Source organism: Gordonia sp. Swx-4 (genome assembly GCF_030316175.1).
Lineage (GTDB): Bacteria > Actinomycetota > Actinomycetes > Mycobacteriales > Mycobacteriaceae > Gordonia > Gordonia alkanivorans.
In genome coordinates, this window is record NZ_CP128197.1 from 3,488,505 (window position 1) to 3,514,153 (window position 25,649).

The following is a 25,649-nucleotide window of genomic DNA, read 5'->3' on the forward strand; positions in this document are numbered from 1 at the left end:
CACTCACTCTCTCGTCGCGCACATGACGGCCCCATGCCCTCCTCCGCGCGACAACTCGCCATCAAGTGTGACAGACATCAGCAGGTCAGGCGGAATCGTGACCGTTCCGCCACACCCCGGTACCCGGGTGTGGCGGCGGGCGATCAGGCGCCGAGCAGCTTGCCGCCGAGATATTCGGCGACCTTGTCGAGGGCCACGCGCTCCTGGCTCATGGTGTCGCGCTCACGCACGGTCACGGCCTGGTCGTCGAGGGTGTCGAAGTCGACGGTCACGCAGAACGGCGTGCCGATCTCGTCCTGACGGCGGTAACGCTTGCCGATTCCCTGCGCGTCGTCGAACTCGACGTTCCAGTGCTTGCGCAGTTCGGCGGCGAGATCGCGCGCCTTCGGCGACAGCTTCTCGTTGCGCGACAGCGGCAGGACCGCGACCTTGATCGGGGCGAGGCGACGGTCGAGGCGCAGCACCGTTCGGGTGTCGGTGCCGCCCTTGGCGTTCGGCACCTCCTCCTCGGTGTAGGCGTCGCACAGGAACGCCATCAGCGAACGGGTCAGACCGGCTGCCGGCTCGATGACGTACGGCGTGTAGCGCTCGCCGGTGGCCTGGTCGAAGAACGACAGGTCCTCACCGGAGTGCTTGCTGTGGGTCGAGAGGTCGTAGTCGGTGCGATTCGCGACGCCTTCGAGCTCGCCCCACGGGTTGCCGGCGAAACCGAACTTGTACTCGACGTCGACGGTCCGCTTGGAGTAGTGCGACAGCTTCTCCTTGGGGTGGTCGTAGAGTCGCAGGTTCTCCGGATCGATACCCAGGTTCGTGTACCAGTTGAAGCGCTGATCGATCCAGTACTGGTGCCACTCTTCGTCTTCGCCCGGCTTGACGAAGAACTCCATCTCCATCTGCTCGAACTCGCGCGTGCGGAAGATGAAGTTGCCCGGCGTGATCTCGTTGCGGAAACTCTTGCCGATCTGCGCGATGCCGAACGGCGGCTTCTTGCGCGCGGTGGTCATCACGTTCTTGAAGTTCACGAAGATGCCCTGCGCGGTCTCCGGACGGAGGTAATGCAGCCCCTCTTCGTCGTCGACGGGGCCGAGGAAGGTCTTCATCAGACCGCTGAACGCCTTGGGCTCGGTCCAGTTGCCGGGCTGGCCGGTCTCCGGGTCGTTGATGTCGGCCAGGCCGTTCTCCGGCGGGTGGCCGTGCTTGGCCTCGTAGGCCTCGATCAGGTGATCGGCGCGGTAGCGCTTGTGGGTGTGCAGCGACTCGACGAGCGGATCGGTGAACACCTCGACGTGGCCCGACGCCTCCCAGACCTGGCGCGGCAGGATGACCGACGAGTCGAGACCGACGACGTCCTCACGGCTGATGACCATGTTCCGCCACCACTGCCGCTTGATGTTGTCCTTGAGTTCGACGCCGAGCGGGCCGTAATCCCAGGCCGACTTGGTGCCGCCGTAGATCTCACCGCACTGGTAGACCAGACCCCTGCGCTTGGCGAGGTTGACGACGGATTCCACTTTGGACTGGGCGGCCACGGTTAACTGCTCTCCACGGGTTGAGGTATTCGACTTTTGTACTGTCCTGCTCGTGCGCGGTGCGACCGGGTGGGGTCAGGCGCGCGCACGGCAACCCTTACAGACTACCGAGCACATGCTCTGTTCCCGAATGCAGTGGTGTTTACGCCTCCTCGGAGAACACTTCGATCCGTGGTCGTAGACGTCGATGTCGACGGCGTCGATCAACCGCCGGAATCGGGTCGGCTCAGCAGCCGGACGACCGACGGCGCCGCGGCCGCATTTATCTGATTTGTAAACTATTCACCGTGCGAACAAAGTCTGCATGCTGCCCACCGGGTCCACGACCCGGACGATCCGTGCTGCGCGCGGATCTCGGACCGGTTTTCGGCGCGCGACGCTCCACTCGGACGATCGGGCGAAGTGAGATACTGGGCCGATGACTTCGCGGCCGACCGGCAACCTGCCGGTGGAACTGACCAGCTTTGTCGGTCGGCGTGACGATCTGACCCGAGCGAGGAAGCTCCTCGGAACCACACGCCTGTTGACGCTCACCGGCGTCGGCGGAGTCGGCAAGTCGCGTCTTGGAGTGGCAGTCGCAGCGAGCGTGCGCCGCGATTTCCCGGACGGCGTCTGGGTCGTCGAGCTGGCCGACCTCCGCCACAGCGGCCTGCTGACCCAGACCATCTGCGGAATGTTCGGGCTTCGCACCGATTCCGCCGACGCCTTCGGGCTCCTCGCCGAGCACCTGCGGACGAAGAGACTCCTGCTGGTCCTCGACAACTGTGAGCACCTCATCGACGCCTGCTCCGGCCTGGTTCGTCGGATTCTGTCTGCCGCACCGTCCGTCAAGATTCTGGCGACGAGTCGGCACGTGTTGGGAGTCGAAGGCGCACAACTCTTTCCGGTGAGTCCGCTGACCGTCGAATCGTCCGGCGGGCTGGGCGAGGCCATGTTGCTCTTCGAGGAACGCGCCTCCGCCGCCCAGCCCGATTTCCGGATCACGAACGACAACCGTGCCGCCATCGAGGACATCTGCCGCCAGCTCGAGGGACTGCCGCTGGCCATCGAACTCGCGGCGGCGAACATCAGGATCTTCGGTCCCGCCGAGATCGCCGCGCGACTCGGCGACAGCACGCTGCTGACGTCGGCCGAACCGGGTCGCACGCCGCGGCACCGCACCGTGGAATCCATTGCCGACTGGAGCTATCAGCTGTGCTCCGAGCGAGAACGCCAGGTGTGGGAACAGCTTTCCGTTTTCGTCGGCGGCTTCACCGCGGAAACCGCCGACGGAGTCTGCCTGCCGTCCGGCTCCGGCTCCGGGGTGCTTCGCGAGTTGATCGGGTTGCTCGACAAATCCATGATCGTTCGAGTCGACGACCATGCCACACGAGAACGCTACCGGCTGCTCGGGCCGATGCGCCAGTACGCGCTCGACAAGCTGGAGTCCTCCGGCGATGCGCCCGCGATCAGGGTCCGGCATCGCGACTACTTCCTGCGCCTGGCCGAGCGGTCGTACACCGATTACTGCAGCCCGGACGACATCGAGTGGTTCCGCAGCACCCGCGCCGAACACGCGAATCTCCGGGAGGCCCTGAGCTTCAGCCTCAGCGAGACAGCCGAAGCCGCGACGGCCGCCGCGATGGTGCGCGCACTTCGTCCCTACTGGTCGCAGTCGGGCACGCTACTCGAGGGCTTCCAGTGGACCTGCCGGACGATCGAGGAGGTCGTGGAGCCCGCCGAGCCGCGGGCCGAGGCGCTCGTCGTAGGGAGCGTCCTGGGCTTCCTGGTCGGCGAAGTCGAGCTGGCGGAGTCCTACCTTCACGAGCATCACGACCTGACTGAAAGTCTCGGGATAGGCCGGTTCGCCGGCATCGCGTGTTTCGCGGCCGCTCTGGGGGCGTCGCTGCGTCACGACAATGTCCGGGCTTTCGAGCTCGCCGAGCGGGCGGTCGAACCGGGTGGGGGCCGGGCGGATGACGGCGTGGTCGCCGACTGCATGCCGCTGTCGGCGCTTTACGCGCTCATCCTCGAGGACGACGAGGCCGAGCAGTACGCCATCCGGGGCCTGGAGTTCGCCGATCGCCACGGTGCGCATCTGGTCAAAGCACTCGCACTGGGGCCGCTGGGAATTCTCCGCTGGCATCAGGGCGACATCGTCGCCGCAGAATCGTTCATGCTCACGGCGATCGAGTTGTACGAGGCATTCGATTATCCCGGCATGGTCGCGGTCTGCATCGAGGTGATCGGTTGCTGCGCGGCCGAGGACGAGCCCGAACGTGCGGCCACGCTGCTTGGGGCGGCTCGCACGGTGTGGCACCGTCACAGCCAGATGAAGCTGGCGCAGGCAGCGCTCAGCACGGTCACGAGCACCATCGAGAACCGGTTACGCGGGGTCCTCGGTGACGAGACTTTCGAGTCTGCCGTCGCCCGAGGCCGGGCCCTGCCGCTCGATGACGCGGTGCGACTGGCCCGCAGAGCCGGTGCCGCTCCCGTGACCCGCTCGACGGCGTCGTCTCGGTCGGTCTTGACCCGCCGCGAGAACCAGGTCGCCGCATTGGTGGCGGAGGGTTTGACGAACAGGGAGATCGCCACCAAGCTCACGATCTCGCCCCGTACCGTCGATGCCCACGTCGACCACATCCTGACCAAGCTGGGTTTTCGGTCCCGAACCCAGATTGCCCGGTGGGTCAGCGCCGGCGTCGACGGTTGACTGCTGGGCCGTTTATCACTCGGCCACCGAGGAAAGATAGGCCAGGGCCTCGACCCCGGCCGGCGTCATCCGGTGCCGGCGTCCGCAGGCAGCGTCCGCAGTGTCGGTGACCAGTCCCAGTTCGACGAGCCGGCGCATCGTGCCGATGTCGGTGCCAATGGATTCCCGCCGGGCGGGCGGGGCCACCGCGCCGTTCGAGCCACACACCCGATCCGCCAACTCGTCGATGGCGACCCGCTCCAGTACGTCTAGCTGCGTTGCGTTCATTCCTGAGGCCTCCTTGTTGCCACCTACAAGCTTGGTCGCGGGAGACGCTCGTTTCCATTCGCAGAAGTACCTAAGTCACTACCTATGAGCTGGGTCACACGCGCTGCGCGCACGTGAATCACGACACATCGGTCCCACATCGTTCCATTGCGGAGCCGGCCACAGCGGTGGATCGTCGCCCGTGCGTCAGCAAGAACGGAAGTCCGGGATGCGCTTCTCGAAGAAGGCCCGAGCTCCCTCGCGTGATTCCTTCGAGCGGAACGAGTACGCCTGCCCCACCGCCTCGGACTCGATCGCGTCGGCGAAGGACCGTTCGAACGACGCGTTGAGTTGCTGCTTGATCACCGACAGCGCCCGGCGGGGACCGTCGGCCAGTCGCCTCGCCCAGTCGCCGACCACGGCGTCGACGTCGGCATTGGGAACGCAGCGGTTCACCAGCCCCATCTCCCTCGCTTCGGGCCCGGTCACACGAGAGGCGAGGAACATGATCTCCTTTGCGCGGCCGAGCCCGACGAGCCGGGGAACCGACCACGAGCCCCCGCCGTCGATCGACAGGCCGCGCTCGGCGAAGATCTCGCCGAAGACCGCGTCCTCACCGGCCACCACCAGATCCGCGCACAGAGCGAGGTTCGCGCCGTACCCGACTGCACCACCACGCACCTTCGCGATCACCGGGATCGGTAGGTCGTGGATCAGCGTGCACAGGTGACCGACCCGACGCATGAACGTCATCTCGTCGGGAAGGATCTTCTCGGCGAGATCCATACCGGAGCAGAACGCCGAACCGGCGCCCGTGATCACCAGCACGCGGCAGCGGTCATCGGCCCACACCTGTTCCAGGGCGACGATCGCCTCGTCAACCATGTCCTTGTTGAGACCGTTCTTGCGGTCCGGACGGTTCCAGGTCAAGGTGGCCACCCCGGCGTCATCGACCTCGAGCAGGACAGTGGGATCAGTCATCGGGCGGAATCCTCCAGCAGTAGAACGGCATATCGCGACCGGTGATCGGCGGGCGTGCCCATCAGGACTTCCAGCGCCTTGGCCCGCCGTAGGTACAGATGTGCGTCGTGTTCCCAGGTGAACCCGATGCCGCCGAGGATGTGCAGGCACTCGTCGGCGACGACCATCGCCGCGTCACCACATCGGGCTTTGGCCGCGCTCGCGGCGACCGACAGCTCTCGCGCGACTGCATCCGATGGTGCGGCGAGATAGGCGTCGGCAGCCGCGACCGCCACATCGAGGGCCGAACGCGCGAGTTCGGTGGCCATGAGCAGATCCACGAGCTGATGTTTGATCGCCTGGAACTGACCGATGGGACGGTCGAACTGCACGCGGTCCTTGGCCCACGCGACCGCCACCTGGAGACATTGCTGGGCGATGCCCACCTGTTCGGCGGCGATGAGCACAAGCGCCAGATCCGCCGCTGTCTCCAGGGAGACATTGTCGGCGACAAGGGTTCCCGGTGCATCGAGGAATTCCACGACAGCCATTCCCCGGGTGAGGTCGAGACCTGTCATCGCGGTTCGGGTGAGGCCGGGCGCCGCCGTGTCGACGGCCACGATCGCGTCGGTTCCGTCGATGGTGACCGGCACCAGCACAACGTCTGCGTCCGCACCGTCGAGGACGAACTCGGCGCGTCCGCTGACGATGACAGATTCACTGTCGGTGGCGCGACAAGCAGTCGCCGAGACACCGGCGGGTGGCATCGACGCCGGGTCCGGCCAGCAGACGGTCGCGGCCAGCCCGTCTTCGGAGAGCCGGACGGACATCGCGCGGGCCTGCGTGGTCCCGGCGACGCGGAGCAGCGTTCCGGCGATGCCGATGGATGACAGCGCCGGCACCACGGCCAGTGTGGCGCCGAGATTTTCGAGAACGACTGCCAGCTCCGCGACCCCTGCACCCGCGCCCCCGTCAGCCTCGGGGACGAGCAGTCCGCCGAGTCCCATCTGCTCGGTCAGGACCTTCCACAGTTGCCCGTCCCGTTGGGGTCGGCCGTGATCGTCGAGGAACTCGCGCGGCCCGGCCGAGGAGGCGTCGCGCACCGCCTCGGCCAGAGCCGCACGTTCCTGTGCATCGATTGCCATCGCGATCCCCTAGTCCGTTCGGGCTCGACGCGCGACCGGCGACGTCGCGTCGCGGGTCGGCAGCGCGATCGTCGCCGTTCCGGGCATGACATCGGCGCCGCGCTGGTTGCGTGCGAAGGTGCGCAGTTCCACCAGATGTTCGCCGTCCTGGCCCACCGACTTGCCGGTGACCTCGCCGCCGAGGGTGACCACGTCGGACAGGTAAACGAAGCCCCGGTACTCGGAACTGCAATCGCGCACCCAGCCGTCGTCACCGCACCAGTTGGTGAGCAGTTGCGTCTGCCAGCACTGCCGCTGGAAGCCGACGTCGTACTGGAAGGCCACGCCCATCGCATTGGCGGCCGCCTTGTTGTAGTGGACCGCGTAGATCGGCTCGCTGGATCCCATGACCTGGTCGCGGAACGACCACGCCGGGTGCGCCTGGTAGTCGACCAGTGCGGCGGCGTGCGCCTTGAGTCGCGGGATCGGGGTGCCGCCGCCGGCGATGAAGGCGACCTCGTCGGTCAGGCCGATCGGTCCCTTGGTGAGGGTCTGGATCGCGTCGCCGACCTGCACGTCCTCCCAGTAGCGCGGTTCAGCGCCGCGCGGCTGCTCGTCGAGAACCCGCTCCTCGACCTCGCGGATCTCCTCCTCCTGCCACGGATGCGGTAGGACCAGTTCCGGCCTGCCCGAGTCCTTCACTGCCGACTTCGAGCGCGACTTCGCCGAACCGCGCTCGAAATTAACCACCTGCCAGTCGATCTCGGCGACGAGCTCACCGTGCTGGTTGCGGTAGGTGTTGACGAAGTGATCGGTCACCATCCGGCCGGCGAACTTGCTCGGACGCGGGCCGGTGAAGCCATCGTATCGGCAGGTCGCGGTGATCGTGTCGCCCCAGTAGACCGGCTGGTGGAAACGTGCCTGGGTGGCGTTGTGGAAAGCGCCGAGTCCGGGCCAGCCGAACTGGATGCCGGAGAAGCACCCGATGACGAAGGACGGAGGCGCCACCGGCGCACCGTAATCGGATCGTTCGGCGTGCTCGGCGTCGGTCCACAACGGGTTGATGTCACCGATCCCGCCGGCGAACTTGATCACCGCGATGCGGGTGGCTTCTTCGTTGTTGATCGAGTGGTCGATCCGGAGGTCGACACCCGCACGGGCTTCCATCGACGCGATCATCTCGTCGGTGATGACCGCCTCGGGCATCTTGGCCTCGGTGGTCTTGTCCACCGCATCAGACGTCGTCGACACCGCAGTTGTCGCCGGAGTTGTTTCGGTGGTGGTCATTTCGCAGCCGCCTTTTCCGGGTTGGCGGTCCAGGTGCTGCCGCCGCTGGGGATGCCGGCGTCGGCGACGGCTTTGGCCAGCGCGTCGAGAGTCCACCGACCGTCGGTCATGAGCTTCCACTCCGAATCCTTGGCCCACGGCTTGATCCGCTGCACGCGCGAACCGCCGACCAGGAAGACCTCGCCGGTGAGCGGGCACTCCGCCGCGAGCAGGTACCCGACGAAGGGTGACACGTTGGCCGGGTCGAAGCGATCGAACTCGCCTTCCTTGCCGGCCAGAGCGTCGCCGAATGCACCCTCGGTGAGCCGCGTCCGTGCCTGCGGCAGAATCGCATTCACCCGCACGCCGTAGCGTGCCAGTTCCTTGCTGGCGACCTGGGTGAGACTCGCGACCGCGGCCTTGGCAGCGGAGTAGTTGGTCTGCCCCGGGTTGCCGAAGACGCCCGATTCGCTGCTGGTGTTGACCACCGATCCGGCAACCTGCTCGCCGGCTTTGCTCCGCTCGCGCCAGAAGCGTGAGACCTCGCGGGTCATGAGGAAGGTACCGCGGAGGTTCACCCGCAGTACGAGATCCCAGTCATCGTCGTCGATGTTCACCAGCACGCGGTCCCGCAGGATTCCCGCGTTGTTCACCAGTCCGTCGACGCCGCCGAAGGTGTCGATCGCGGTGGCCACGATCCGGTTGGCGCCCGCCGAGTCGGCGACGTCGTCACCGTTGGCGACGGCGCGACCGCCCGCCGCGGCGATCTCGTCGACCACGTCCTGGGCCGGACCGGTTGCGGCGCCGCTGCCGTCCTGCGAACCACCGAGGTCGTTGACGACCACGTTGGCGCCCTCCGCCGCGAACAGCAGAGCATGCTCACGTCCGATGCCGCGGCCGGCGCCGGTGACGATGACTGTCTTTCCGTCGAGGTGTCCCATCGAATTTCCTTACTTGTGAGTCGTCGCCCGTATGCGGGGCGACGAAATCGGTTGCCGGCAACTAGGTTCGAGCCGGTTTGTCCTTGGGAAGACCGAGAAAGCGTTCGGCCACCGTATTGCGGTGGATCTCATCGGTACCGCCGCCGATGCGCATCCCCGGCACGCTGAGCACGAACTCCGACCAGGCATAGGTGCGCGGTACGCCGATGTCCGCGATCAGGCGCGGACCCAGCACGGTTGTCACGAGGTCGCTGAGCGCCTGCAGATTTGCCGTCAGCGCGAGCTTGCCGAGCGACATCTCCGGACCCGGAACGCCGTTGGCCTTGAGATTGGCGTCGGCTCGGCGGCGCATCGCCTTGGCGGAGGTGACGCCCGAGTAGACCCTGGCGAAGGCCTCGATCACCGCGGGGTCCTTGTGGCGACCGAGATCCCGAATCCAGGCCGCGAGGTCGTCCATCCGGAACAAGCCGCTGCCGCCGCTCGACGATCCCCCGATGGCGTTCCGTTCGTGCATGAGCATCGCGATGGCGACCGACCAGCCCTGTCCGACCTCGCCGAGACGGCACCAGTCGGGCAGCGTCACGTCGGTCAGGAACACCTCGTTGAAGTCGGCCGCACCGGTGATCTGACGCAGCGGTCGCACGTCGACGCCGGGGGTCCGCATGTCCACGACGAAGGCGGTCATGTTCTTGTGCCGTGGACCGTCGCTCGTGCAGGTGAGCGCGATCCCGATGTCGGAGTAGTGCGCCCCCGAAGTCCAGACCTTCTGCCCGTTGAGCGTCCACTCCCCGCTGCCCTCGTCCTGCACCGCCCTGGTGCGCACCGCAGCCAGATCTGACCCGGCGGCGGGCTCACTGAACAGCTGGCAGCCGATGATGTCGGCACGCCGTAACCCTGTGAGCCACTTAACCGTCGCCTCCGGAGAACCGAACTGCGCGAGGGTCGGGGCAACCATGCCCAGGCTCACCGACAGCGGCCCCTTCGAAGGGATCGGGAACTCGCGTTCGACGGCCGCGAAGGCCCTCTCGTAGGCACCCGACAGTCCGGAACCACCGAGGTCCGACGGACCGGTGATCCAGCCGAACCCTGCGTCGAACGCCGCTCGCTGATAGTCGACCGCCGCGGTCAACTCGGCGTCGGTCGAACCGGAGAACAGTGCATATCGCGACTTGGCCGCCGCGTCGGGTGTCGACCCGCCCTGCTTCCTGGTCACCGCCCCGAGGAATTGCCTTGCCTCACCGACGAACTCATCAATGGTCGGAGTCATGATCTCACCACCTTCACCGAAACCTCAGATTTACACTATCATCGAATAGTTTAGTTCTAGACTATATGGATGTGACGACACCACACCGACGCCCTCGGGCGGCGGACCGTAGTCCTCACAGGGAACGCAACAACCCCTGATATGCCTCCGTCGCGGCGTCGGCTTCCGGGCCGCGATCCCTGGCCTCACGGAGCGTGGTCAAGGCCGCCGCCGCGAGCGCCGCGAGCCGCTCGTAGTGCTGCTCGATCGCGGCGTACTCCCGCTGCTCGGGTTTCGGCGGCAGCTCGTCGTCGAGCCACCGCCGTGCCTCTCGCAACGCGACCTCGAGTCGATCTGTTCGCTGGGCGAGCTCGAATCCTGCGTTGTCCCAGTCGACCTGCGCCAGTACCGCGCGGATCTCGTCGAGACGTGCGCGCGCATGTTCGCCGCTGCACGAGGGGGCGACCGTATCTTTCAGAACCGTACGGATGCCGGCGATGATCTCTGATGGTCGCGGTCTCATGACCGTCCTCCTGACCGATGTCCGGAACCGTCGAGCAGTCCGGTCTCGCGCAGCGCGATCAGCTCGATCCGGCGAGTGGGTCCGGCCGGACGGTCGGTCGCACCGTCGCAGAATGCCTTCACACCGGTCAGTGCGATGACGGCCAACCGGAGCGCGGTCATGACCTGCCAGAAGTGCAGCCGTTCGCGGTCCACCTCCAGCCCGGAGGTCTGCGACCACCGCTGTAGGAAATCGTCGAGTCCCCAGCGGTCGTCGACGAAGTGCTCGTTCCGGTAGACCGAGCACGTGTACCAGCCGAGGTCGTCGTGCGGGTCGCCCAGGTGGGCCAGTTCCCAGTCGAGGAGCCCACTGATGGCGCACCCGTGGATGAGGACGTTGGCGGGCCGGAAGTCGCCGTGGACCAGTCGAATCGGCGACGGAGCCGGCAGGTGTGCGCGCAGCCAGGCGATCGTCTCGCGGAGTGCCGGGTGTGGTCCGAGTTCGACGCCGTCGAGCTCGGCCTCCCACCGATCGAGTTCAGTGCGCCCGGGATCGTCGGGCGATTCCAGGATGCCGGGTATGCCCAGCGCTACCGGGTCCAGCCGGTGCACCCTACCCAACAGATCTGCCAGCGCTTCGGCGAGAGCGAGTCGTCCGGAAGATCCGAGCCGCAACGGATCACGGTCGCGCAGCACCGCGCGGTCGGCGCGGCCGACGAGACGGTCCACGACCATCGCCGGACGTCCCATCAGTGAGCCGTCGGGATCGAGCGCGTGGACGGCGGCGACGGGCAGCCCGGTGCCCGCCAGTCGGCGGAGCAGGTCGTACTCGACGTCGCGTTCGGTGTCGACGACTCCGCTCTGCGGCGCACGTCGCAGCAACAGCGGGCGACGGCGACCATCTGCGGCGATCGCCTCGAAGGCCCAGTTCTCCTGAGAACTGCCACCGCCGAGGCGGACCGGGTCGTCGGCGTCGGTGAACCCGGTGCCGTCGAGGAGTTCGAGCAGCCCCGGACGCAGTCCGGTCATCGCGAATCCGACCGTGATGCGCGCGGCGGAGGCAGTGCCTCCTCGTAGCGGCCGTACCCGGGCAGCACCATGTATTCGATGACGCCGTAACCGACGTCGTCGCCGTGACGCACCTCGACGAGGTGATCCGATCCCGCTTTCGCGTAACGGTAGAAGTTGTCGCGGTCGGTGAGGTCCCACTCGTCGTGCTCGGCGGTGAGTTCTCCGCGCCACTGACCCTGCCGCCAGCCGTTCCAGCCCTCATAGCCGCCGCCGCGCAGGTGAGCCCGCCCCTTGCACGCGGTGATCTCGAGCTCGATGGTCTCGCCACCGAGCAGGGTCAGGACAACGCGTCCGCCGAGCAGGGTCGGCGCCGCGGCGTCTTCCGCCCACTTGAGGTCGTGGTCGACGGCGACGATCGGCGGTAGTTCCCGGTTGTCGCCGGGTGGGCGAATCGCACTCGCCGACAAATGAACCGGTTCCCCCGGACGCGACTCCTGCAGGTACATGTGCACGGCGAGGTCCGGCAGTTGCAGCGGTGCGAACATCAGCATCTTCCACTCCGGCCGCTCCCCCGGCGGTTGCCCTTCGGCACGAGGCAGCGGTCGGGTCCCCCAGGAGTGGTCGCGTTCGGCCCACCAGCGGTCGGGCGTCACCTCGATACGGCGGCCGTCGGGGGTGACGATCCAGCCGCGCGCCCGGCCGTGCTGGACGTAGCGGATGGCGTCGTAGGTCGCACGCGCGCGACTGATCTGGAAGAACCTTCCCTCGAGCATGGGCTCGAAGGTCGCCTCGAAGGTGATGTCGAAACGCAAGCCGGAATCATTGTCGTCCAGGGTGAACCGAAGTTGCGCAAGGGGTTCGACGATCTCGCAGGACAGGGGTCCGACGGTCATGCCGTGGCTGTCGGGCAGCAGGGTCCGGGACAGCCGTAGGTTGGTCTGCCGCTCGCCGCTGGAGAAGCAGGCGAACGCCTCCATGACATCCTGGTTCGGGTACCGCCCCAGCCCGAGGGTGAGGACCGTGTCGCCTGATTCGGTGTCCTGGAAGCTGACCCAGTAGCGCTCGCGCCACGACGGGTCACTGGTCGCCACCATGGCGTGGGTCAGTGCGGTTTGGTGGGTGAAGTACTCGTCAGCCGGGCTGAGGAACATCGGTCATCCTTCCAGGCCGGCGGCGATGAAGTCTGCCTTGATGGCCTTCTTGTTCAGCTTCTCCCCGGCGAGGGTGGGGAGCGGCGTGTCGTCGATCCGCCAGTGGGTGGGGACCTCGAAGTACGCGAGCGTGGTACGACAGTGCGCGACCAGGTCGTCGACGCTGACCGGCTCTGCGGCCCGGTGGGTCACCACCGCGGCCAGTTCCTCGCCGAGATCGTCGTGCGGCACACCGAAGACGGCGGCCTCGACGATCGAGGGATGTCCGAGGATCGCCTTCTCGATGTGGGCGCAGGCGATGTTCTCGCCGCCCCGGATGACGATGTCCTTGCTGCGGCCGTCGAGGTAGAGATAGCCGTCGGGATCGAGGTGACCGAGATCGCCGGTGTGCAGCCAACCCTCGGTGTCGACGGTGCCGTCGTCGAGACCGACGTAGCCGAGCATCACCGTGGGAGCACGCACGAGCACCTCCCCGATGCCCCGATCGTCGGGGGCGTCGATGCGGACCTCGACGACGGGGTACGGTCGGCCGACCGTACCGGGCCGTTCGGTGAGGTCGGCGTTGCCGGCGACCGTCATGAAGCCGCCGGTCTCGGTCATGCCCCAGGTGTTGGCCAGACCACGCCGCTTGAGCTGCGGCAGCTTGGTGGTCATCCGGTCCAGCAGAGCCGGGGGCAGCGGTGCGCCGCCGAGCGGGAACGAGCGCAGGCTCGACAGGTCGTGGGCGTCGAAGTCGGGATGCTCGAGAAGCCGGATGGCCATGGTCGGGACGCCGCCCCAGGTCTGCACCCGCTCGGCTTCGATGAGTCGGAGGATCTCACCGGCGTCGAACTTGCCGGCCGTCATGACCATTCGGCCGCCGATGAGGAGGTTGGTCAGGATGTTGGACACCCCGCCGATGTGGAACAGCGGGGTGCACACCAGAGCAACCTGCTGCGGTGTGTCCGGCGCGAGGTTGTGCGGCAGGCGACGGGAACGCACCAGCAGGTTCTGCTGGTTGGTGATCACCGACCGCGACGACAGCGCAACGGCTTTCGGGGCACCGGAGCTACCCGACGTGAACAGGATCAGGGCGGGGTCGTCGAGGTCGACACCGTCGGTGGGCTCGTGCGGCACCGGGTTCGTCCAGCAGGCGGTGAGGTCGGCGATGGATCGCACGACGATACCGACGTCGCCGAAGAGCTCAGGAGTGTCGGTGAGCACGAGGACCGGTGCGGACACCTCGATGGCATGCCGGGACTCATCGGCACTCCACCAGCGGTTGGCGTACACCGGCACCGCGCCGAGCCACCACACCGCGCAGGTGGCCAGCGCGAACTCCGGACGGTTGTAGCTGTGTAGCATCACCCGGTCGCCCCGCGAGACACCCAGGGCGGCAAGGTATGCGGCCGCCGCCGGGATCGCCGCGTGGAACGCGGTGTGACCGATTCGCATGTCACGCTGCACCAGGAAGTCGCGTTCATTCCACGGGCCGGCGGTACGCAGAAGGTCCACCAGAGAACCGGGAGCCTTCGCATAGATACGCCCCGGATGACCGGCGTAGGCAGCCTCGACGACCTCCTCGCCCCACACCAGGTCCCGAACGGTCTCGGCGCTCATGCTCCCTCACTCTCCCGCACCATTCCGGCGCTAACTCAATAGTAGATTACTAGAGTATTTATTACTAGATCTATTGGGCTCGGCGCGCCCGTTTCTGCCCGGAGTCAGGTTCCCGACCAGTTCCCGGGGCGCTTCTCCTTGAAGGAGTTCACCGCTTCGACGACGTCATCGCTGCGGTTCGACAACGCCTCGAGATAGAAGCCCGCGTCCAGCACCTGATCGGTCTGCTGGGACAGGACCCTGTTCAACGCCCGCTTGGTCAGCTGGGTGGCGATCGGCGGCAGACTCCCGACCTGACCGGCCAGTTCCAACGCCCGGGGACGCAGCTGCTCGTCGGACTCGACGAGGTCGGTGGCGAGGCCCAGCTCGACCGCCTCCGGTCCCGTGAGGGGCTCGCCCCAGAGCAGCTTCCGCTTCGCCCGGGCCAGGCCCGCACTCAGCGGCCATGTCACCGCTCCCCCGTCACCGGCCACCAGCCCCATGTGGACATGTGGGTCGGACAGCTTCGTCTTCGGCGCGACGACCACGGCGTCCGAGGTGAAGACCAGACTGGTCGCGACCCCGAAGCTGCTGCCCTGCACGGCCGTCACCAGCGGCTTCGGGAAGTCCGCGAAGGCGCGGAACAGCCGTCGCCCGTCGTCGACGCCGCGCAGCAGCACGTTCAGATCGGCGTATCCGGCCAGAATCGTCTCCATGTCGCCGCCGGCGGAGAAATGCCGTCCGGTCGAGGTCCACGCCACCGCGCGGACCTCGGTGTCACGGGCGAGGTCGGTCAGCACACCGGGCAACTCGTTGACCAGTTCGTCGTCGAAGGCGTTGAGGCGGTCGGGTCGGTCTAGACGCAGCTCGGCGACATGTCCGTGCCGCTCGACGGTGACTGTCCGGTAACTCATGACTCTCCTCGCGGGTGGTATGGCACGTCTCAGATTCGTTCGACGATGGTCGCGGTCGCCATGCCCCCGCCGGTGCACATCGTCACCAAACCTGTTGTGAGGTCGCGTCGTTCGAGCTCGTCGACGACGGTCTGGAGGAGCATCGCCCCGGTGGCCCCGATCGGGTGCCCCAGCGCGATGGCGCCACCGTTGACATTGACCCGGTCGGGGTCGATCGCCAGATCCCTGATGACCTTGAGAGGAACGGCGGCGAACGCCTCGTTGATCTCCCACAGGTCGATGTCGCCCACGCTCATCCCGGCCTGGCGGAGGCACTGCTTCGACGCCGGTCCTGGAGCAGTGAGCATGATGACGGGCTCGGCTCCGAGGACAGCACCGGTGACGATGCGGGCCCGCGGGGTCAGGCCGTGTGCCTTGGCGTAGTCGTCGGAGGCCACCACCACTGCCGCAGCACCGTCGACGACTCCGGAGGAGTTGCCGGCGTGGTGGACGTGCTGGATCTCGCCGACTTCCGGGTACACCTCGCGGCACATGTCGTCGAAGGAGCGGCTGCGGTCGTCGCGGGGTTTCGCACCCGAACGCGCGAACGAGGCCGGCAGCGACGCCAGCGACTCCGCGGTCGTGCCCGGACGGACATGCTCATCGGCGTCGAGCAGCACGGTGCCGGCGGCATCGGTCACGGGCACCAGACTCCGAGCGAAGCGGTTCTCCTTGATCGCGGTCGCCGCGAGTTCCTGGCTGCGCGCCGCGAAAGCGTCGACGTCGGCGCGGCTGAATCCCTCGAGCGTGGCGATGAGGTCCGCCGAGATCCCCTGCGGGACGAGCGGGTAGCGCTCGCGGAGAACCGGGTTGTTCGCATCGAGCGGCTGACCGTAGCTGTGCCGCGACATGGACTCGACGCCGCCGGCGACGGCAACGTTCTGCCACCCGGCGAGCACACCGGTGGCCGCAGCCATCACCGCCTGCTGCCCACCACCGCAGAACCGGTTGATCGTCACGCCCGGCACACTCACCGGCCAACCGGCGGTGAGGACCGCCGAGCGTGCGACGTCGTTGGCGTGGTCTCCGGCATGTTCGCCGTTGCCCATGATGACGTCGGCGACGTCATCGGCGTTCAGTCCTCGGTCGGTCAGTGCGCGGAGCAGCCCGCCGAGGAGCTCCTGGGGGTGCACGCCGTGCAACGCGCCCGACGGCTTGCCCTTACCGCGCGGCGTGCGGACGCCATCGATGATCCATGCTTCGGTCATGGGTTCTCCTCACAATCGGGGAAGCCGGCAATCGTGTTGCCAGCTTTCAGTTTTCGGGGATCAGGGGTCACAGGGGCGCCAGCGCGGGACTGACCGAGCCGACGCGGAGGGCGGCACCGAGTTCACGGTGCAGATCGACACTTCCACCGAGGAGCGGTTCGAGCGTGAGAGCTCGACGCAGGTAGCGATGGAAATCGTGTTCCCATGTGAAACCCATGCCGCCGAGGAGCTGCTGACAGACCTTGCGTGCGGTGGCGGAGGCACGCGTGCCGGCCGCCTTGGCCAGTGCCGCCGACGCCTCGCCGCGGTCTTCCCACGCCGCGTCGGCGGCCAGTTGTGCGACCTCGATCCAGAGGTGCACGTCGGCGAGTTGGTGTTTGACCGCTTGGAAGGAACCGAGCGCCTGACCGAACTGCTGCCGCGACGTGACGTGTTCCACCGTCATGTCGAGCATCGCGCGGCTTGCTCCGAGCAGCTCGTAGGTCAGGGCACGCCGGCCCGCCGCCACCATGAGCGGCCACGCCTGCGATGGGGTGTGCCCACTCGGCGAAAGTTGCTCGGTCACAGTGAATGTCCCGGTGAGGCGGGTCCAGCCGGCGGTCGGGTCGAGGGGATCGCCCGTCGGCAGCTCTGGTGTCTCGCACACCGCGAACACGATGTCGCCGTCGGACGCCGCAGGCACCAGGATGGGCCCGTCTCCGGCGGAGAGCACACCATCCACCACGACACGTTCACCGTCGTATCGGCCCGGCACGACGGACGAGCTGATGCGCGGCAGCACGATCCGGGTCGTGGTCGGGGAGTCGACACCTCCGGCACAGAGCATCACCGGGGTCAGCAGACTTCCGTGGGCCAGCGACCGGCCCCAGATCGGTAGCAAGGTAGCTACCGCGATGTCCTCCTGATCGGCGAGCAGTTCGTCCCAGCCGAACTCGGTGACCGCTTCGCGTGCTGCGGCGGGGTCGGCATCGACCGTCTGCAGCAGCGCTTCTCGGATCTGGCTGATGTCGTCGTCGTCCATGGAATCTCCAACCTCAACGGGGCAAGCCCAGTAGGCGTTCGGCAATGATGTTGCGCTGGATCTCGGCGGCGCCTCCGTAGATCGACGACGCCCGGCTGTAGAGATAGTCGTTGCGCCAGATGGCCCCATCGACCTCGATGTCCGGACTCTCGCCCGCTGGACCGCCGAAGACGATGTCCTCGGTCTTTCCGGCCAGCGCGATGTCGAAGAGGTATTTCTCGGCCGTCGACATGGCCAGCTTGTCCAGCGACGTCGTAGATCCCACCGGTTCGCCGGCCGACAGCCGGCGCACGGTGCGTCGCGACAGGAGTCTCAGTGCGGCGAGCAGTTCCAGCGATTCGCCGAGAACGGCGTCGTCGACGTTCGCCGACGGATCGGTGGCGAGGGCGTCGAGTCGGGAGCGTAACCAGATCTGGCGCTGCCAGGCCGCGGCACCCCGCTCGCCGGCGAGCACGTGCATGGCGACGGCCCAGCCGCAGTCGACCTTCCCGAGCACCCGCTCGTCGGGGATGAAGACGTTGTCGAAGAACAGTGAACAGAACTCGTCGTCACCGTTCATACTCCGCAACTGGCTCACCGTGATTCCCGGCGTGTCCATGTCCAGCAGGAACGCCGAGATGCCCCGGTGGCCCGAGTCCAGGGAGCCGGTCCGTGCCAACAGCAGACAGCGGTCGGCGAGCTGTGCCCAGCTCGTCCAGATCTTCTCGCCCGACACCCGCCAGCCGCCATCGGCCCGGACGGCCTTGAGGCGTAACGACGCGAGGTCGCTTCCCGCTCCGGGCTCCGAGAAGCCCTGGCACCACGTCTCTTCTCCGCGCAGCAATCGCGGGAGGACCGTCGCCGCCAGCTCGGTGGATGCGAACTCGGCGACGGCGGGTCCGAGCACCTCCTGGGTGGCGAAGGAGAACGGCGGCGGGTAGCCCGCGGCTGCGAGCTCCTCGCTGATGATGGCGCGCAGGATCGGCCGGCCACCGAGACCACCGGCCGACTCAAGCCAGCCCAGGCGGATCCAGCCCGCGTCGTACAGCATCCGCTGCAGTCGGCCGAGCCGTTCGAAGACCTCGGTGAGCTCGCCGCCGGTTTCGCGGAACTCCGCCAGGGATTCCCGGTTGTCGTCGAGCCAGGAACGGAAGCCGGTACGGGCCTCGTCGACGGTGTTCGGGACCGTCAGCAACTCTGCGGTGGTCATGGTGCAGCAACCTCGTTCTCGGTGAGGATTCCCCCGGCGAGACCCCCGGCATCCCAGTCCGCCAACACTTGTTCGGTGTCCTCGCCGGGCAGGCGGGGCGCGGACGGTGTCGCGGCAGGCGTCCGCGAGAATCGCGGTGCCGGGGCAGGTTGGCGAACCCCGCCGACATCGATGAATCCCGTTCGTGCAACGGCATGTTCACCGTCGGGCGCCTCTCCCGGCGCGAGTACCGGAGACACGCAGGCGTCGAGGTCGGCGAAGATCTCGGTCCATTCCCGGCGGGTGCGCGTCGCGAATGCGGCAGCGAACCGAGAGCGCAGCTCCGGCCAGCCGTCGCGGTCCATCTGGCCCGGCAAGCCCGGATCGTCGTCGAGATCCAGCCCCGTGAGCAGTTGCTGATAGAAGCGACGCTCCAGGGCGCCGACCGCCATGTAGCGGCCGTCCGCGGTCAGGTAGGTGTCGTAGAACGGGGCACCTCCGTCGAGGAGATTGGTACCCCGCTCGTCGGACCAGTGGCCGTCCGCCCGCACCCCGTGGACGAACGAGGTGAGCAACGCCGCGCCGTCGACCATCGCCGCATCCACCACCTGTCCCCGACCGGAAGTCGACCGCTCGTGGAGTGCGGCGAGAATGCCGACCGCCAAGAGCATTCCGCCACCGCCGAAGTCGCCGATGAGATTGAGCGGGGGCAGCGGCCGTTCACCGGCTCGCCCGATCGGCTCGAGCGCCCCGGCGACCGCGATGTAGTTGATGTCATGGCCGGCACGAGCAGACAGCGGGCCCTCCTGGCCGTAACCGGTCATCCGGGCGAAGATCAGACCGGGATTGACGACGGCGAGATCGTCGGGCCCGAGTCCCAGGCGTTCCATCACGCCCGGACGGAAACCCTCCACCAGGACATCGGCGTTCGCGGCCAGGCGACGCACGGTCGCGACACCTGCCGGGTTCTTGAGGTCGGCGACGACTGAGCGGCGCGACCGCACCAGCGGATCGTTGGGCCGCCGCGGGGTGCGGCCGGGTTTGGCCGGCCGGTCCACAGTGACCACGTCGGCACCCAGGTCGGCCAGCATCATGCAGGCGAACGGAGCTGGTGCCGCACTGGCGATCTCGAGCACCCGTACACCGGTGAGCGGTCCGGACATCAGCGCTCCTTCTCGGCTTCGGCGGTCACGGTCGCGGGAGTCATGCCGCCGGGGCTTCCAGCACGTGGATGGCGCATGCCGATGCCAGGCCGATGACGTGGGTCAGGCCGACCTTGGCGCCCTCGATCTGGCGGTCGCCGGCCTCACCGCGCAGATGGGTTGCGACCTCGTACAGATTCGCGATGCCGGTGGCCCCGATGGGGTGCCCCTTGGACAACAGACCGCCGGACACGTTCACCGGTATCCGGCCATCCCGCATCGGGGCGCCGGAGTCGATGAAGTCGCCCGCGCCACCCGGTTCACACAGTCGGAGGTTGTCGTAGTGGATCAGCTCTGCGGTGGCGAAGCAGTCGTGTAGCTCGACGAGATCGAGATCATCGGGGCCGATGCCGGCGATCTCGTAGGCCTGGTCGGCCGCGAGCCTGGTCAGGGTGTTGACGTCGGGCTGCACCTGGCCGCCGTCGACCCACGGATCCGAGGTCATCACGGAGGCACTGATCTTGACCGCGCGGCGTCGGACGTCGGGGTCGAGGGTCTTGAGCTTGGCATCGGAGACCAACACGACCGCAGCGGCACCGTCACCGGTCGGGCAACACATCGGCAGCGTGTTGGGATGGCTGATGACCTCGGCGCCCATGACTTCGTCGAGGGTGAACTCTTTTCGGTACTGCGCCAACGGGTTCAGGGTCGAGTGGAGGTGGTTCTTCACCGCGACCTTCGCGAACTGTTCGGCGGTGACGCCGTGGGCGAGCGCGTACTCGGTGCCCGCCTGCGCGAAGACACCCGGCATCAGACCGGTACCGAGGAGGCCCTCGGTCTTCACCACTGCTCCGTAGCGGCCCTTGGGAGTGAAGATCTTCTTCTCCCCCGCCTTGCGGGCAGCACCGCCGAGCATGCCCATCTTGCCCATCTTCTCGACACCGACGGCCAGCGCCATGTCGCACTCGCCAGCCTTGATGCCCATCATCGCCACGCGGACCGCGGTCGCCCCGGTGGCACACGCGTTGACGACGTTGTAGACGGGGATGCCGGTCTGACCGATCTGCTTCTGCAGACGCTGGCCGTTGTGGGAGTTCGCCTCGTAGACGTTGCCCAGGGCCAGCATTCCCATGTCGGCCATGGTCTGACCGGAGTCAGCCAGCGCGTCGAGCGACGCGGTGGCCGCCAGGTCGAGCAGATCCTGGTCGGCGAATCGACCGAACTTCGTCATCGACGTGCCGATGATCCAGACGTTGTCACTCATGCTCATGCTCCGATCGGTTCAAATCCGAAAGCGACGGCGACGGTTCCGTCGTCATCGGTACCTGCCTCGAAAGTCGCCAACCGGACCTTCATCTCCGGCCGGATGCCGTCGGCCTCGGTGACGCCCAGCAGATTCGCCTTGACGACACCCCCGCCGGTCAGCTCGACCACCGCAGAGGTGAACGGACCGTTCTTCGCACCGCGCTGGACGATCGTGTACGCGCGAAGGACGCCTTCGGTGGCGAGCGGCCGGGACTCGAAGTCCGTGGCAAAGCACTTGGCGCACGCGTTGCGACGGTCGAAGTAGAGGGCTCCGCACTGCACACATGCGTTCGCGACCAGATGCGGTTGGTCTCCCAGCACCAGGTAGTCGACCGCCGGAATCGTCTGCGTCATCTCGCGCCTTTCGAGGGATGGATGCCAGGTCAGGAAAACCTGGCCGACTAAACTGTATAGTACTAGAGTATTTACTACACGACCATCTCGACCACAACCGCGAATCAGGAGACGCCATGTCGCAGTCGCAACCCTTCGATCCGAACGCGCTGGGAGCCACGAGCGAGCCCAGAACCGTCCGGTGGACCTCGCGCGATTGCATGCTGTACGCGCTGGGTGTGGGCGCCGGTACCGACGACCTGCAGTTCACCACCAACAACACCAAGGGTGTCGAGCAGCAGATGGTGCCGACCATGCCGGTGACCCTCGGAGTCGACTTCAGCGTGCTCAAGAAGGCCGGTCGGTTCGACTGGACGAAACTGCTGCACGCCGAACAGCGAGTGGAGATCCTCGACGAGATCCCCGTCGAAGGCGAAGCGCAGGCCGTCACCGAGATCACCGAGATGTGGGACAAGGGCAAAGCGGCACTCATCGTCGCCCAGACCACCGGAACCGGCACCGACGGCCGTGCGCTGTGGCGCAGCTCAGCCGGTCTGTTCATTCGCGACGTCGGAGGCTGGGGCGGCGAACGCGGTCTCGCCGGGTCGAACTCGGCGACCACCGAGGCCCCCACCGATCCCGACCTCATCACCACGCTCACCTACGAGACGCGACCTGATCAGGCGCTGATCTATCGACTCTCCGGCGACTACAACCCGTTGCACTCGGATCCGGCGTTCGCGGCCCGCGCCGGCATGGACCGGCCGATCTTGCACGGCCTGTGCACCTTTGGCTTCGCCGGCCGCGCGGTTCTGGACGTGGCCGGGCCCGACGCAACCCTGACGTCGATGTCGGCACGGTTCGCCGGACCGGTCTGGCCCGGCGACACGCTCACCGTCGACCTGTGGCGTCCCGACGCGAGCTCTGTCGGCTTCCGGATGCGAGGACGCCACGACAAGGAGGTGCTCACCGGCGGCCTCGCAGGCGTGAAGTGAGAGCCTGACGACATCAGGTGACCGCCGCCGGCGAAGAGCCTTCCGGCGGCGGTCATGTGATGAGCGGTCCGACGGCCGATCAGCAAGTCTCCAGCATGATCACCTCGGGACCCACCGGGTCATCCCAGCAGCTTCGGCAGACGGTCACCGATGATCGACTCGGCCTCCGACACGATCGAGTCGACGACCTCACGACAGGACAGCACCTCGTCGATGAGCCCCTGAGCCTGTCCGGCCCACCACATCCCGCCATCCATGTTCCCGGCGTCGAGCACCTCGCGGCGACCACGCTCACCGGACGCGAGGTGCGCGACGTCGGCGAACGTCGCCCCCGGACGCGCCGAGATCTCGGCGATCTCTTCCGAGACCGCGTTGCGCGCGACCCGCGCAGTGTTGCGGAACTCCCTGAAAACGACGACGGTTGAACGCTCGTCGTTGGCGACGATCTGCTGCTTGACATTGTCATGCACCGGCGATTCGGTGGTTGCGACGAACCGCGTGCCCATGTTGACGGCGTCCGCACCCAGCGCGAGCGCCGCGACCAGGCCGGCACCGTCGGCGAAGCCGCCGGATGCGATGATCGGAATGGAGAGCTTCCGTGCGGCCGCGTTGATGAGTATCAGTCCCGGAACATCGTCCTCGCCGGGGTGTCCGGCGCACTCGAAGCCGTCGATGCTGATCGCATCGACCCCGAGACGTTCGGCTTTCAGCGCATGCCGGACGGCAACAGCCTTGTGGATCACCTTGACGCCGGCGGCCTTGAAGGCTGGCATGTGCGGTTCGGGATTGGCCCCGGCCGTCTCCACGATCTTGACCCCGCCGTCGATGATGGCGTCGCGGTACTCGTCGTACGGGACCGGATTCACCGTGGGCAGGATGGTGAGGTTCACGCCGAAGGGCTTGTCGGTCAACTCGCGAACCCGGCCGATCTCGATGGCGAGATCCTCGGGGGTCGGCTGCGTCAGCGCCGTCAGGAAGCCGAGAGCACCGGCATCGGCGACGGCCGCAATGAGGCCCGCCCTTCCGACGGCGGTCATCCCGCCGCACACGATCGGATGATCGATCCCGAAGGTCTCGGTGAAGCGTGTTCTCATCATCAACATCTCCTTGCCACAACGGACTCGACGACACCGTCGTGCGATTTGGGGTGCGGGTCGATGCTCCCGCCGACGGCTTCCCGAGCATCCACTAGTACTCTATACCTCTACTATTGTAGACTGGAGTATGACTGATCAGTCCAGACCTCATGGAAGCAGAGGAATTCATGGCCGCCGCCTTGTCCAAACCAGTCGTCGATCTCGGCATCGTGACCATGAACATCGATGAGATGACCTGCTTCTACCGCGACGTACTCGGCCTCCCCGAGCTCGATCGGATTCGCATGGGCGGCGTCTCGATCACCCGTTTCCGACTCGGCGACGCCCTCCTCAAGATGCTGGTGTACGACACCGCACCCGCCTCGACCGCGGCTGTCGGCGGCATCGGCGCGAGCACCGGGATTCGCTACCTCACCATCTCGGTGGACGATCTCGCCGAACTGCTCGCCGACTGCCGGGAGTCGGGAATCGCGTCGGTCCTCAAGGAGCCCTTCGAGGTCGAGTCGGGCACATGGATCGCCTTCGTGACCGACCCCGATGGCAACACCATCGAGTTCGTGCAGCGCGATGACGCCGCGTAGCCGAACCCAGCCATCGGTGGCCGGACCGCCCGCGGTGACGCCGTGACCTTCGCGGGTCGGCTCGCCCGGAAACGACCCACCGAGATCGCCCTACGCGACGACGACGAGTCCCTGACCTGGGCAGAGGTCGACCGGCGGCTGCGGCCGGCGGTGAATGCACTGGCGCGCGCGGAACTGGGTCCGCTGCGTCGGGTCGCGGTCATCGCATCGAACTCGGCACAGACCCTCCTGGCCCACGTCTCGTGCATCCTCGGTGGCGCGTCTGCGGTGGCGGTGAATTCACACCTGACGGCCACGGAGACGGCGCACATACTGGAGGATTCACAGGCGGAAGTGATCCTGTGCGACCAGCAGACAGTCCACGTTGCGGCCGAAGCGGCCCGTCTCGCCGGGATCCGCACGGTGGTCGCGTGGGGCGGCGACGCCGACCACCCGGCCGGGGTGAGGCCGTGGTCCGACTGGTGCGACGGTATGGACGAGCCGCCGACCGACATGCCACCGAGACGGACGCTGGTCTACACGTCGGGAACCACCGGTCGCCCGAAGGGCGTCGAACTGCCGTTCACGTCCTGGGTCGGCGGCGACAACATCGCCGAACACCTCGATGGACTCGGCCGGAACCACATGGTGCAATTCGGAAGACACCTCGTGGTCGGCCCGCTGTACCACTCCGGCCCGCTGACCGGCACACGCCTGTTCGCGGGTGGCACACCTGTCACCGTCACCGGCAAGTTCCGGGCCGAGTCGGTACTGACCGCCCTCGAACGCGACCGGATCGGCTCGACCATCATGGTTCCGACACACTTCCAGCGCCTACTCGCCCTCCCGGATGAGCGTCGTGCCGCCGCGGACCTCGCCTCGCTCCGACACGTCCTGCAGGTCGGCGCGAAGTGCCCCCTCCCGGTGAAGCGCGCCGTTATCGAATGGTTCGGTGACATCGTCTGGGAGAGTTACGGTGCCAGCGAAGTCGGCACCACCTGCATGATCAGCGCTACCGAGTGGCTCGAACGTCCCGGGTCCGTGGGCCGTGCGGTTCCACCGTTCGAAGCGTTCGTCGCCGGCACCGACGGCCGGCCCGCACCGCCGGGAACCGAAGGGCCACTGTGGTTTCTGGACACCAGCGGTCACGGCATCAACTACACCGACGGAACGCGCAGCGGGGAGCGCTTCACCCTCGGCGAGACCGGGCACATGGACGCCGACGGCTACGTCTGGATCACCGACCGACTCTCGGACATGGTGGTGTCCGGGGGTGTCAACATCTACCCTGCCGAAGTCGAGCAGGTACTGGCCGACCATCCGGCCGTCGCCGACGTCGCATGTTTCGGGGTTCCCGATGAGGAGATGGGCGAAAGTCTTGCAGCCCTTATCGTTCCGGCCGATCCCAGCGACCCCCTGAGCATGGCGGAGATCGAGCGCCACGCCCGAACCCGGTTGGCCGGCTACAAGATCCCGCGAAAGATGTATCTCACCGACTCGCTGCCGCGCACGGCGGTGGGCAAGCTGGACAAGCGGGCGATGCGCAGACTCTCCGCCGGGGAAGCATCCGACGTCACCGAACTCGGCGCCCGGCAGCGTGTCCCATCGTGATCATCGCACCC

At 67.1% G+C, this 25,649-nt stretch carries 23 protein-coding genes; 4 read left to right on the plus strand and 19 right to left on the minus strand.

Features of this window, described 5'->3' with window-relative positions:
* Positions 1 to 143: 143 nt before the first annotated feature.
* Positions 144 to 1,529, minus strand: coding sequence for a glycine--tRNA ligase (locus PWF70_RS15905; protein ID WP_006356756.1), 1,386 nt, complete (start codon positions 1,527 to 1,529; stop codon positions 144 to 146).
* Between the two features lie 418 nt (positions 1,530 to 1,947).
* Here PWF70_RS15905 and PWF70_RS15910 point away from each other — a divergent pair, with 418 nt between their 5' ends.
* Positions 1,948 to 4,221 carry an ATP-binding protein gene (locus PWF70_RS15910; RefSeq protein WP_006356755.1) on the plus strand — a complete coding sequence of 758 codons (2,274 nt, stop codon included), beginning with the start codon at positions 1,948 to 1,950 and terminating at the stop codon, positions 4,219 to 4,221.
* A gap of 15 nt (positions 4,222 to 4,236) precedes the next feature.
* On the opposite strand, the gene PWF70_RS15915 is transcribed toward PWF70_RS15910, so the two are convergent.
* From PWF70_RS15915 to PWF70_RS15995, 17 genes are all read right to left on the minus strand, one after another.
* A complete protein-coding gene (locus PWF70_RS15915; protein WP_006356754.1) occupies positions 4,237 to 4,488 on the minus strand; it encodes a hypothetical protein in 252 nt (83 codons plus the stop codon).
* Positions 4,489 to 4,674: 186 nt separating this feature from the next.
* The gene (locus PWF70_RS15920; RefSeq protein WP_006356753.1) at positions 4,675 to 5,448 is read right to left on the minus strand and encodes an enoyl-CoA hydratase/isomerase family protein; all 774 of its coding nucleotides are present in this window, start codon (positions 5,446 to 5,448) and stop codon (positions 4,675 to 4,677) included.
* A complete protein-coding gene (locus PWF70_RS15925) occupies positions 5,445 to 6,572 on the minus strand; it encodes an acyl-CoA dehydrogenase family protein (protein ID WP_006356752.1) in 1,128 nt (375 codons plus the stop codon). The genes PWF70_RS15920 and PWF70_RS15925 overlap by 4 nt, the downstream gene beginning before the upstream one ends.
* 9 nt (positions 6,573 to 6,581) lie before the next feature.
* Positions 6,582 to 7,838, minus strand: a complete 1,257-nt coding sequence (locus PWF70_RS15930; RefSeq protein ID WP_006356751.1) for an FAS1-like dehydratase domain-containing protein — start codon at positions 7,836 to 7,838, stop codon at positions 6,582 to 6,584.
* Positions 7,835 to 8,758 carry an SDR family oxidoreductase gene (locus PWF70_RS15935; protein ID WP_006356750.1) on the minus strand — a complete coding sequence of 308 codons (924 nt, stop codon included), beginning with the start codon at positions 8,756 to 8,758 and terminating at the stop codon, positions 7,835 to 7,837. The genes PWF70_RS15930 and PWF70_RS15935 overlap by 4 nt, the downstream gene beginning before the upstream one ends.
* A 61-nt stretch (positions 8,759 to 8,819) precedes the next feature.
* Positions 8,820 to 10,025 (minus strand): acyl-CoA dehydrogenase family protein, encoded by a 1,206-nt coding sequence (locus tag PWF70_RS15940; protein ID WP_042376327.1) that lies wholly within the window; start codon positions 10,023 to 10,025, stop codon positions 8,820 to 8,822.
* A 115-nt stretch (positions 10,026 to 10,140) separates the two neighbouring features.
* A complete protein-coding gene (locus tag PWF70_RS15945; protein ID WP_279940695.1) occupies positions 10,141 to 10,527 on the minus strand; it encodes a hypothetical protein in 387 nt (128 codons plus the stop codon).
* On the minus strand, positions 10,524 to 11,534 hold the full coding sequence (locus PWF70_RS15950; protein WP_006356747.1) for a phosphotransferase family protein: 1,011 nt from the start codon (positions 11,532 to 11,534) through the stop codon (positions 10,524 to 10,526). Before PWF70_RS15950 ends, PWF70_RS15945 begins: the two co-directional genes overlap by 4 nt.
* The gene (locus PWF70_RS15955; protein ID WP_042376331.1) at positions 11,531 to 12,667 is read right to left on the minus strand and encodes an Rv3169 family protein; all 1,137 of its coding nucleotides are present in this window, start codon (positions 12,665 to 12,667) and stop codon (positions 11,531 to 11,533) included. Before PWF70_RS15955 ends, PWF70_RS15950 begins: the two co-directional genes overlap by 4 nt.
* 3 nt (positions 12,668 to 12,670) lie before the next feature.
* A complete protein-coding gene (locus PWF70_RS15960) occupies positions 12,671 to 14,266 on the minus strand; it encodes a class I adenylate-forming enzyme family protein (protein WP_006356745.1) in 1,596 nt (531 codons plus the stop codon).
* 104 nt (positions 14,267 to 14,370) lie between these two features.
* The gene (locus PWF70_RS15965) at positions 14,371 to 15,159 is read right to left on the minus strand and encodes an enoyl-CoA hydratase/isomerase family protein (RefSeq protein WP_006356744.1); all 789 of its coding nucleotides are present in this window, start codon (positions 15,157 to 15,159) and stop codon (positions 14,371 to 14,373) included.
* A gap of 29 nt (positions 15,160 to 15,188) precedes the next feature.
* On the minus strand, positions 15,189 to 16,406 hold the full coding sequence (locus PWF70_RS15970) for an acetyl-CoA C-acetyltransferase (protein ID WP_006356743.1): 1,218 nt from the start codon (positions 16,404 to 16,406) through the stop codon (positions 15,189 to 15,191).
* Positions 16,407 to 16,473: 67 nt separating this feature from the next.
* A complete protein-coding gene (locus PWF70_RS15975; protein ID WP_006356742.1) occupies positions 16,474 to 17,427 on the minus strand; it encodes an acyl-CoA dehydrogenase family protein in 954 nt (317 codons plus the stop codon).
* Between the two features lie 13 nt (positions 17,428 to 17,440).
* On the minus strand, positions 17,441 to 18,616 hold the full coding sequence (locus PWF70_RS15980) for an acyl-CoA dehydrogenase family protein (protein ID WP_006356741.1): 1,176 nt from the start codon (positions 18,614 to 18,616) through the stop codon (positions 17,441 to 17,443).
* Positions 18,613 to 19,758 carry a CaiB/BaiF CoA transferase family protein gene (locus tag PWF70_RS15985; RefSeq protein WP_006356740.1) on the minus strand — a complete coding sequence of 382 codons (1,146 nt, stop codon included), beginning with the start codon at positions 19,756 to 19,758 and terminating at the stop codon, positions 18,613 to 18,615. Before PWF70_RS15985 ends, PWF70_RS15980 begins: the two co-directional genes overlap by 4 nt.
* 40 nt (positions 19,759 to 19,798) lie before the next feature.
* A complete protein-coding gene (locus PWF70_RS15990; protein ID WP_040003884.1) occupies positions 19,799 to 21,007 on the minus strand; it encodes a thiolase family protein in 1,209 nt (402 codons plus the stop codon).
* Positions 21,004 to 21,396, minus strand: coding sequence for a Zn-ribbon domain-containing OB-fold protein (locus tag PWF70_RS15995; protein WP_006356738.1), 393 nt, complete (start codon positions 21,394 to 21,396; stop codon positions 21,004 to 21,006). The genes PWF70_RS15990 and PWF70_RS15995 overlap by 4 nt, the downstream gene beginning before the upstream one ends.
* Positions 21,397 to 21,512: 116 nt before the next feature.
* Here PWF70_RS15995 and PWF70_RS16000 point away from each other — a divergent pair, with 116 nt between their 5' ends.
* Complete coding sequence (locus PWF70_RS16000) at positions 21,513 to 22,370, plus strand: MaoC/PaaZ C-terminal domain-containing protein (RefSeq protein ID WP_042376334.1); 858 nt, start codon at positions 21,513 to 21,515, stop codon at positions 22,368 to 22,370.
* Between the two features lie 119 nt (positions 22,371 to 22,489).
* On the opposite strand, the gene PWF70_RS16005 is transcribed toward PWF70_RS16000, so the two are convergent.
* Positions 22,490 to 23,467 carry an NAD(P)H-dependent flavin oxidoreductase gene (locus PWF70_RS16005; protein WP_006356736.1) on the minus strand — a complete coding sequence of 326 codons (978 nt, stop codon included), beginning with the start codon at positions 23,465 to 23,467 and terminating at the stop codon, positions 22,490 to 22,492.
* A 149-nt stretch (positions 23,468 to 23,616) separates the two neighbouring features.
* Here PWF70_RS16005 and PWF70_RS16010 point away from each other — a divergent pair, with 149 nt between their 5' ends.
* Together PWF70_RS16010 and PWF70_RS16015 are read left to right on the plus strand one after the other, a co-directional pair.
* Entirely contained in the window at positions 23,617 to 24,048 is a 432-nt protein-coding gene (locus PWF70_RS16010) for a VOC family protein (protein WP_052362773.1), read from the plus strand.
* A gap of 42 nt (positions 24,049 to 24,090) precedes the next feature.
* On the plus strand, positions 24,091 to 25,638 hold the full coding sequence (locus tag PWF70_RS16015; RefSeq protein WP_042376335.1) for an AMP-binding protein: 1,548 nt from the start codon (positions 24,091 to 24,093) through the stop codon (positions 25,636 to 25,638).
* Positions 25,639 to 25,649: the final 11 nt, after the last annotated feature.

What these genes read in the sequence shown, in the direction of transcription:
- PWF70_RS15910 (WP_006356755.1), top strand. Translation starts at nt 1,948, where the DNA reads ATGACTTCGCGGCCGACCGGCAACCTGCCGGTGGAACTGACCAGCTTT.
- PWF70_RS15915 (WP_006356754.1), bottom strand. Translation starts at nt 4,488, where the DNA reads ATGAACGCAACGCAGCTAGACGTACTGGAGCGGGTCGCCATCGACGAG.
- PWF70_RS15920 (WP_006356753.1), bottom strand. Translation starts at nt 5,448, where the DNA reads ATGACTGATCCCACTGTCCTGCTCGAGGTCGATGACGCCGGGGTGGCC.
- PWF70_RS15925 (WP_006356752.1), bottom strand. Translation starts at nt 6,572, where the DNA reads ATGGCAATCGATGCACAGGAACGTGCGGCTCTGGCCGAGGCGGTGCGC.
- PWF70_RS15930 (WP_006356751.1), bottom strand. Translation starts at nt 7,838, where the DNA reads ATGACCACCACCGAAACAACTCCGGCGACAACTGCGGTGTCGACGACG.
- PWF70_RS15935 (WP_006356750.1), bottom strand. Translation starts at nt 8,758, where the DNA reads ATGGGACACCTCGACGGAAAGACAGTCATCGTCACCGGCGCCGGCCGC.
- PWF70_RS15940 (WP_042376327.1), bottom strand. Translation starts at nt 10,025, where the DNA reads ATGACTCCGACCATTGATGAGTTCGTCGGTGAGGCAAGGCAATTCCTC.
- PWF70_RS15945 (WP_279940695.1), bottom strand. Translation starts at nt 10,527, where the DNA reads ATGAGACCGCGACCATCAGAGATCATCGCCGGCATCCGTACGGTTCTG.
- PWF70_RS15950 (WP_006356747.1), bottom strand. Translation starts at nt 11,534, where the DNA reads ATGACCGGACTGCGTCCGGGGCTGCTCGAACTCCTCGACGGCACCGGG.
- PWF70_RS15955 (WP_042376331.1), bottom strand. Translation starts at nt 12,667, where the DNA reads ATGTTCCTCAGCCCGGCTGACGAGTACTTCACCCACCAAACCGCACTG.
- PWF70_RS15960 (WP_006356745.1), bottom strand. Translation starts at nt 14,266, where the DNA reads ATGAGCGCCGAGACCGTTCGGGACCTGGTGTGGGGCGAGGAGGTCGTC.
- PWF70_RS15965 (WP_006356744.1), bottom strand. Translation starts at nt 15,159, where the DNA reads ATGAGTTACCGGACAGTCACCGTCGAGCGGCACGGACATGTCGCCGAG.
- PWF70_RS15970 (WP_006356743.1), bottom strand. Translation starts at nt 16,406, where the DNA reads ATGACCGAAGCATGGATCATCGATGGCGTCCGCACGCCGCGCGGTAAG.
- PWF70_RS15975 (WP_006356742.1), bottom strand. Translation starts at nt 17,427, where the DNA reads ATGGACGACGACGACATCAGCCAGATCCGAGAAGCGCTGCTGCAGACG.
- PWF70_RS15980 (WP_006356741.1), bottom strand. Translation starts at nt 18,616, where the DNA reads ATGACCACCGCAGAGTTGCTGACGGTCCCGAACACCGTCGACGAGGCC.
- PWF70_RS15985 (WP_006356740.1), bottom strand. Translation starts at nt 19,758, where the DNA reads ATGTCCGGACCGCTCACCGGTGTACGGGTGCTCGAGATCGCCAGTGCG.
- PWF70_RS15990 (WP_040003884.1), bottom strand. Translation starts at nt 21,007, where the DNA reads ATGAGCATGAGTGACAACGTCTGGATCATCGGCACGTCGATGACGAAG.
- PWF70_RS15995 (WP_006356738.1), bottom strand. Translation starts at nt 21,396, where the DNA reads ATGACGCAGACGATTCCGGCGGTCGACTACCTGGTGCTGGGAGACCAA.
- PWF70_RS16000 (WP_042376334.1), top strand. Translation starts at nt 21,513, where the DNA reads ATGTCGCAGTCGCAACCCTTCGATCCGAACGCGCTGGGAGCCACGAGC.
- PWF70_RS16005 (WP_006356736.1), bottom strand. Translation starts at nt 23,467, where the DNA reads ATGATGAGAACACGCTTCACCGAGACCTTCGGGATCGATCATCCGATC.
- PWF70_RS16010 (WP_052362773.1), top strand. Translation starts at nt 23,617, where the DNA reads ATGGAAGCAGAGGAATTCATGGCCGCCGCCTTGTCCAAACCAGTCGTC.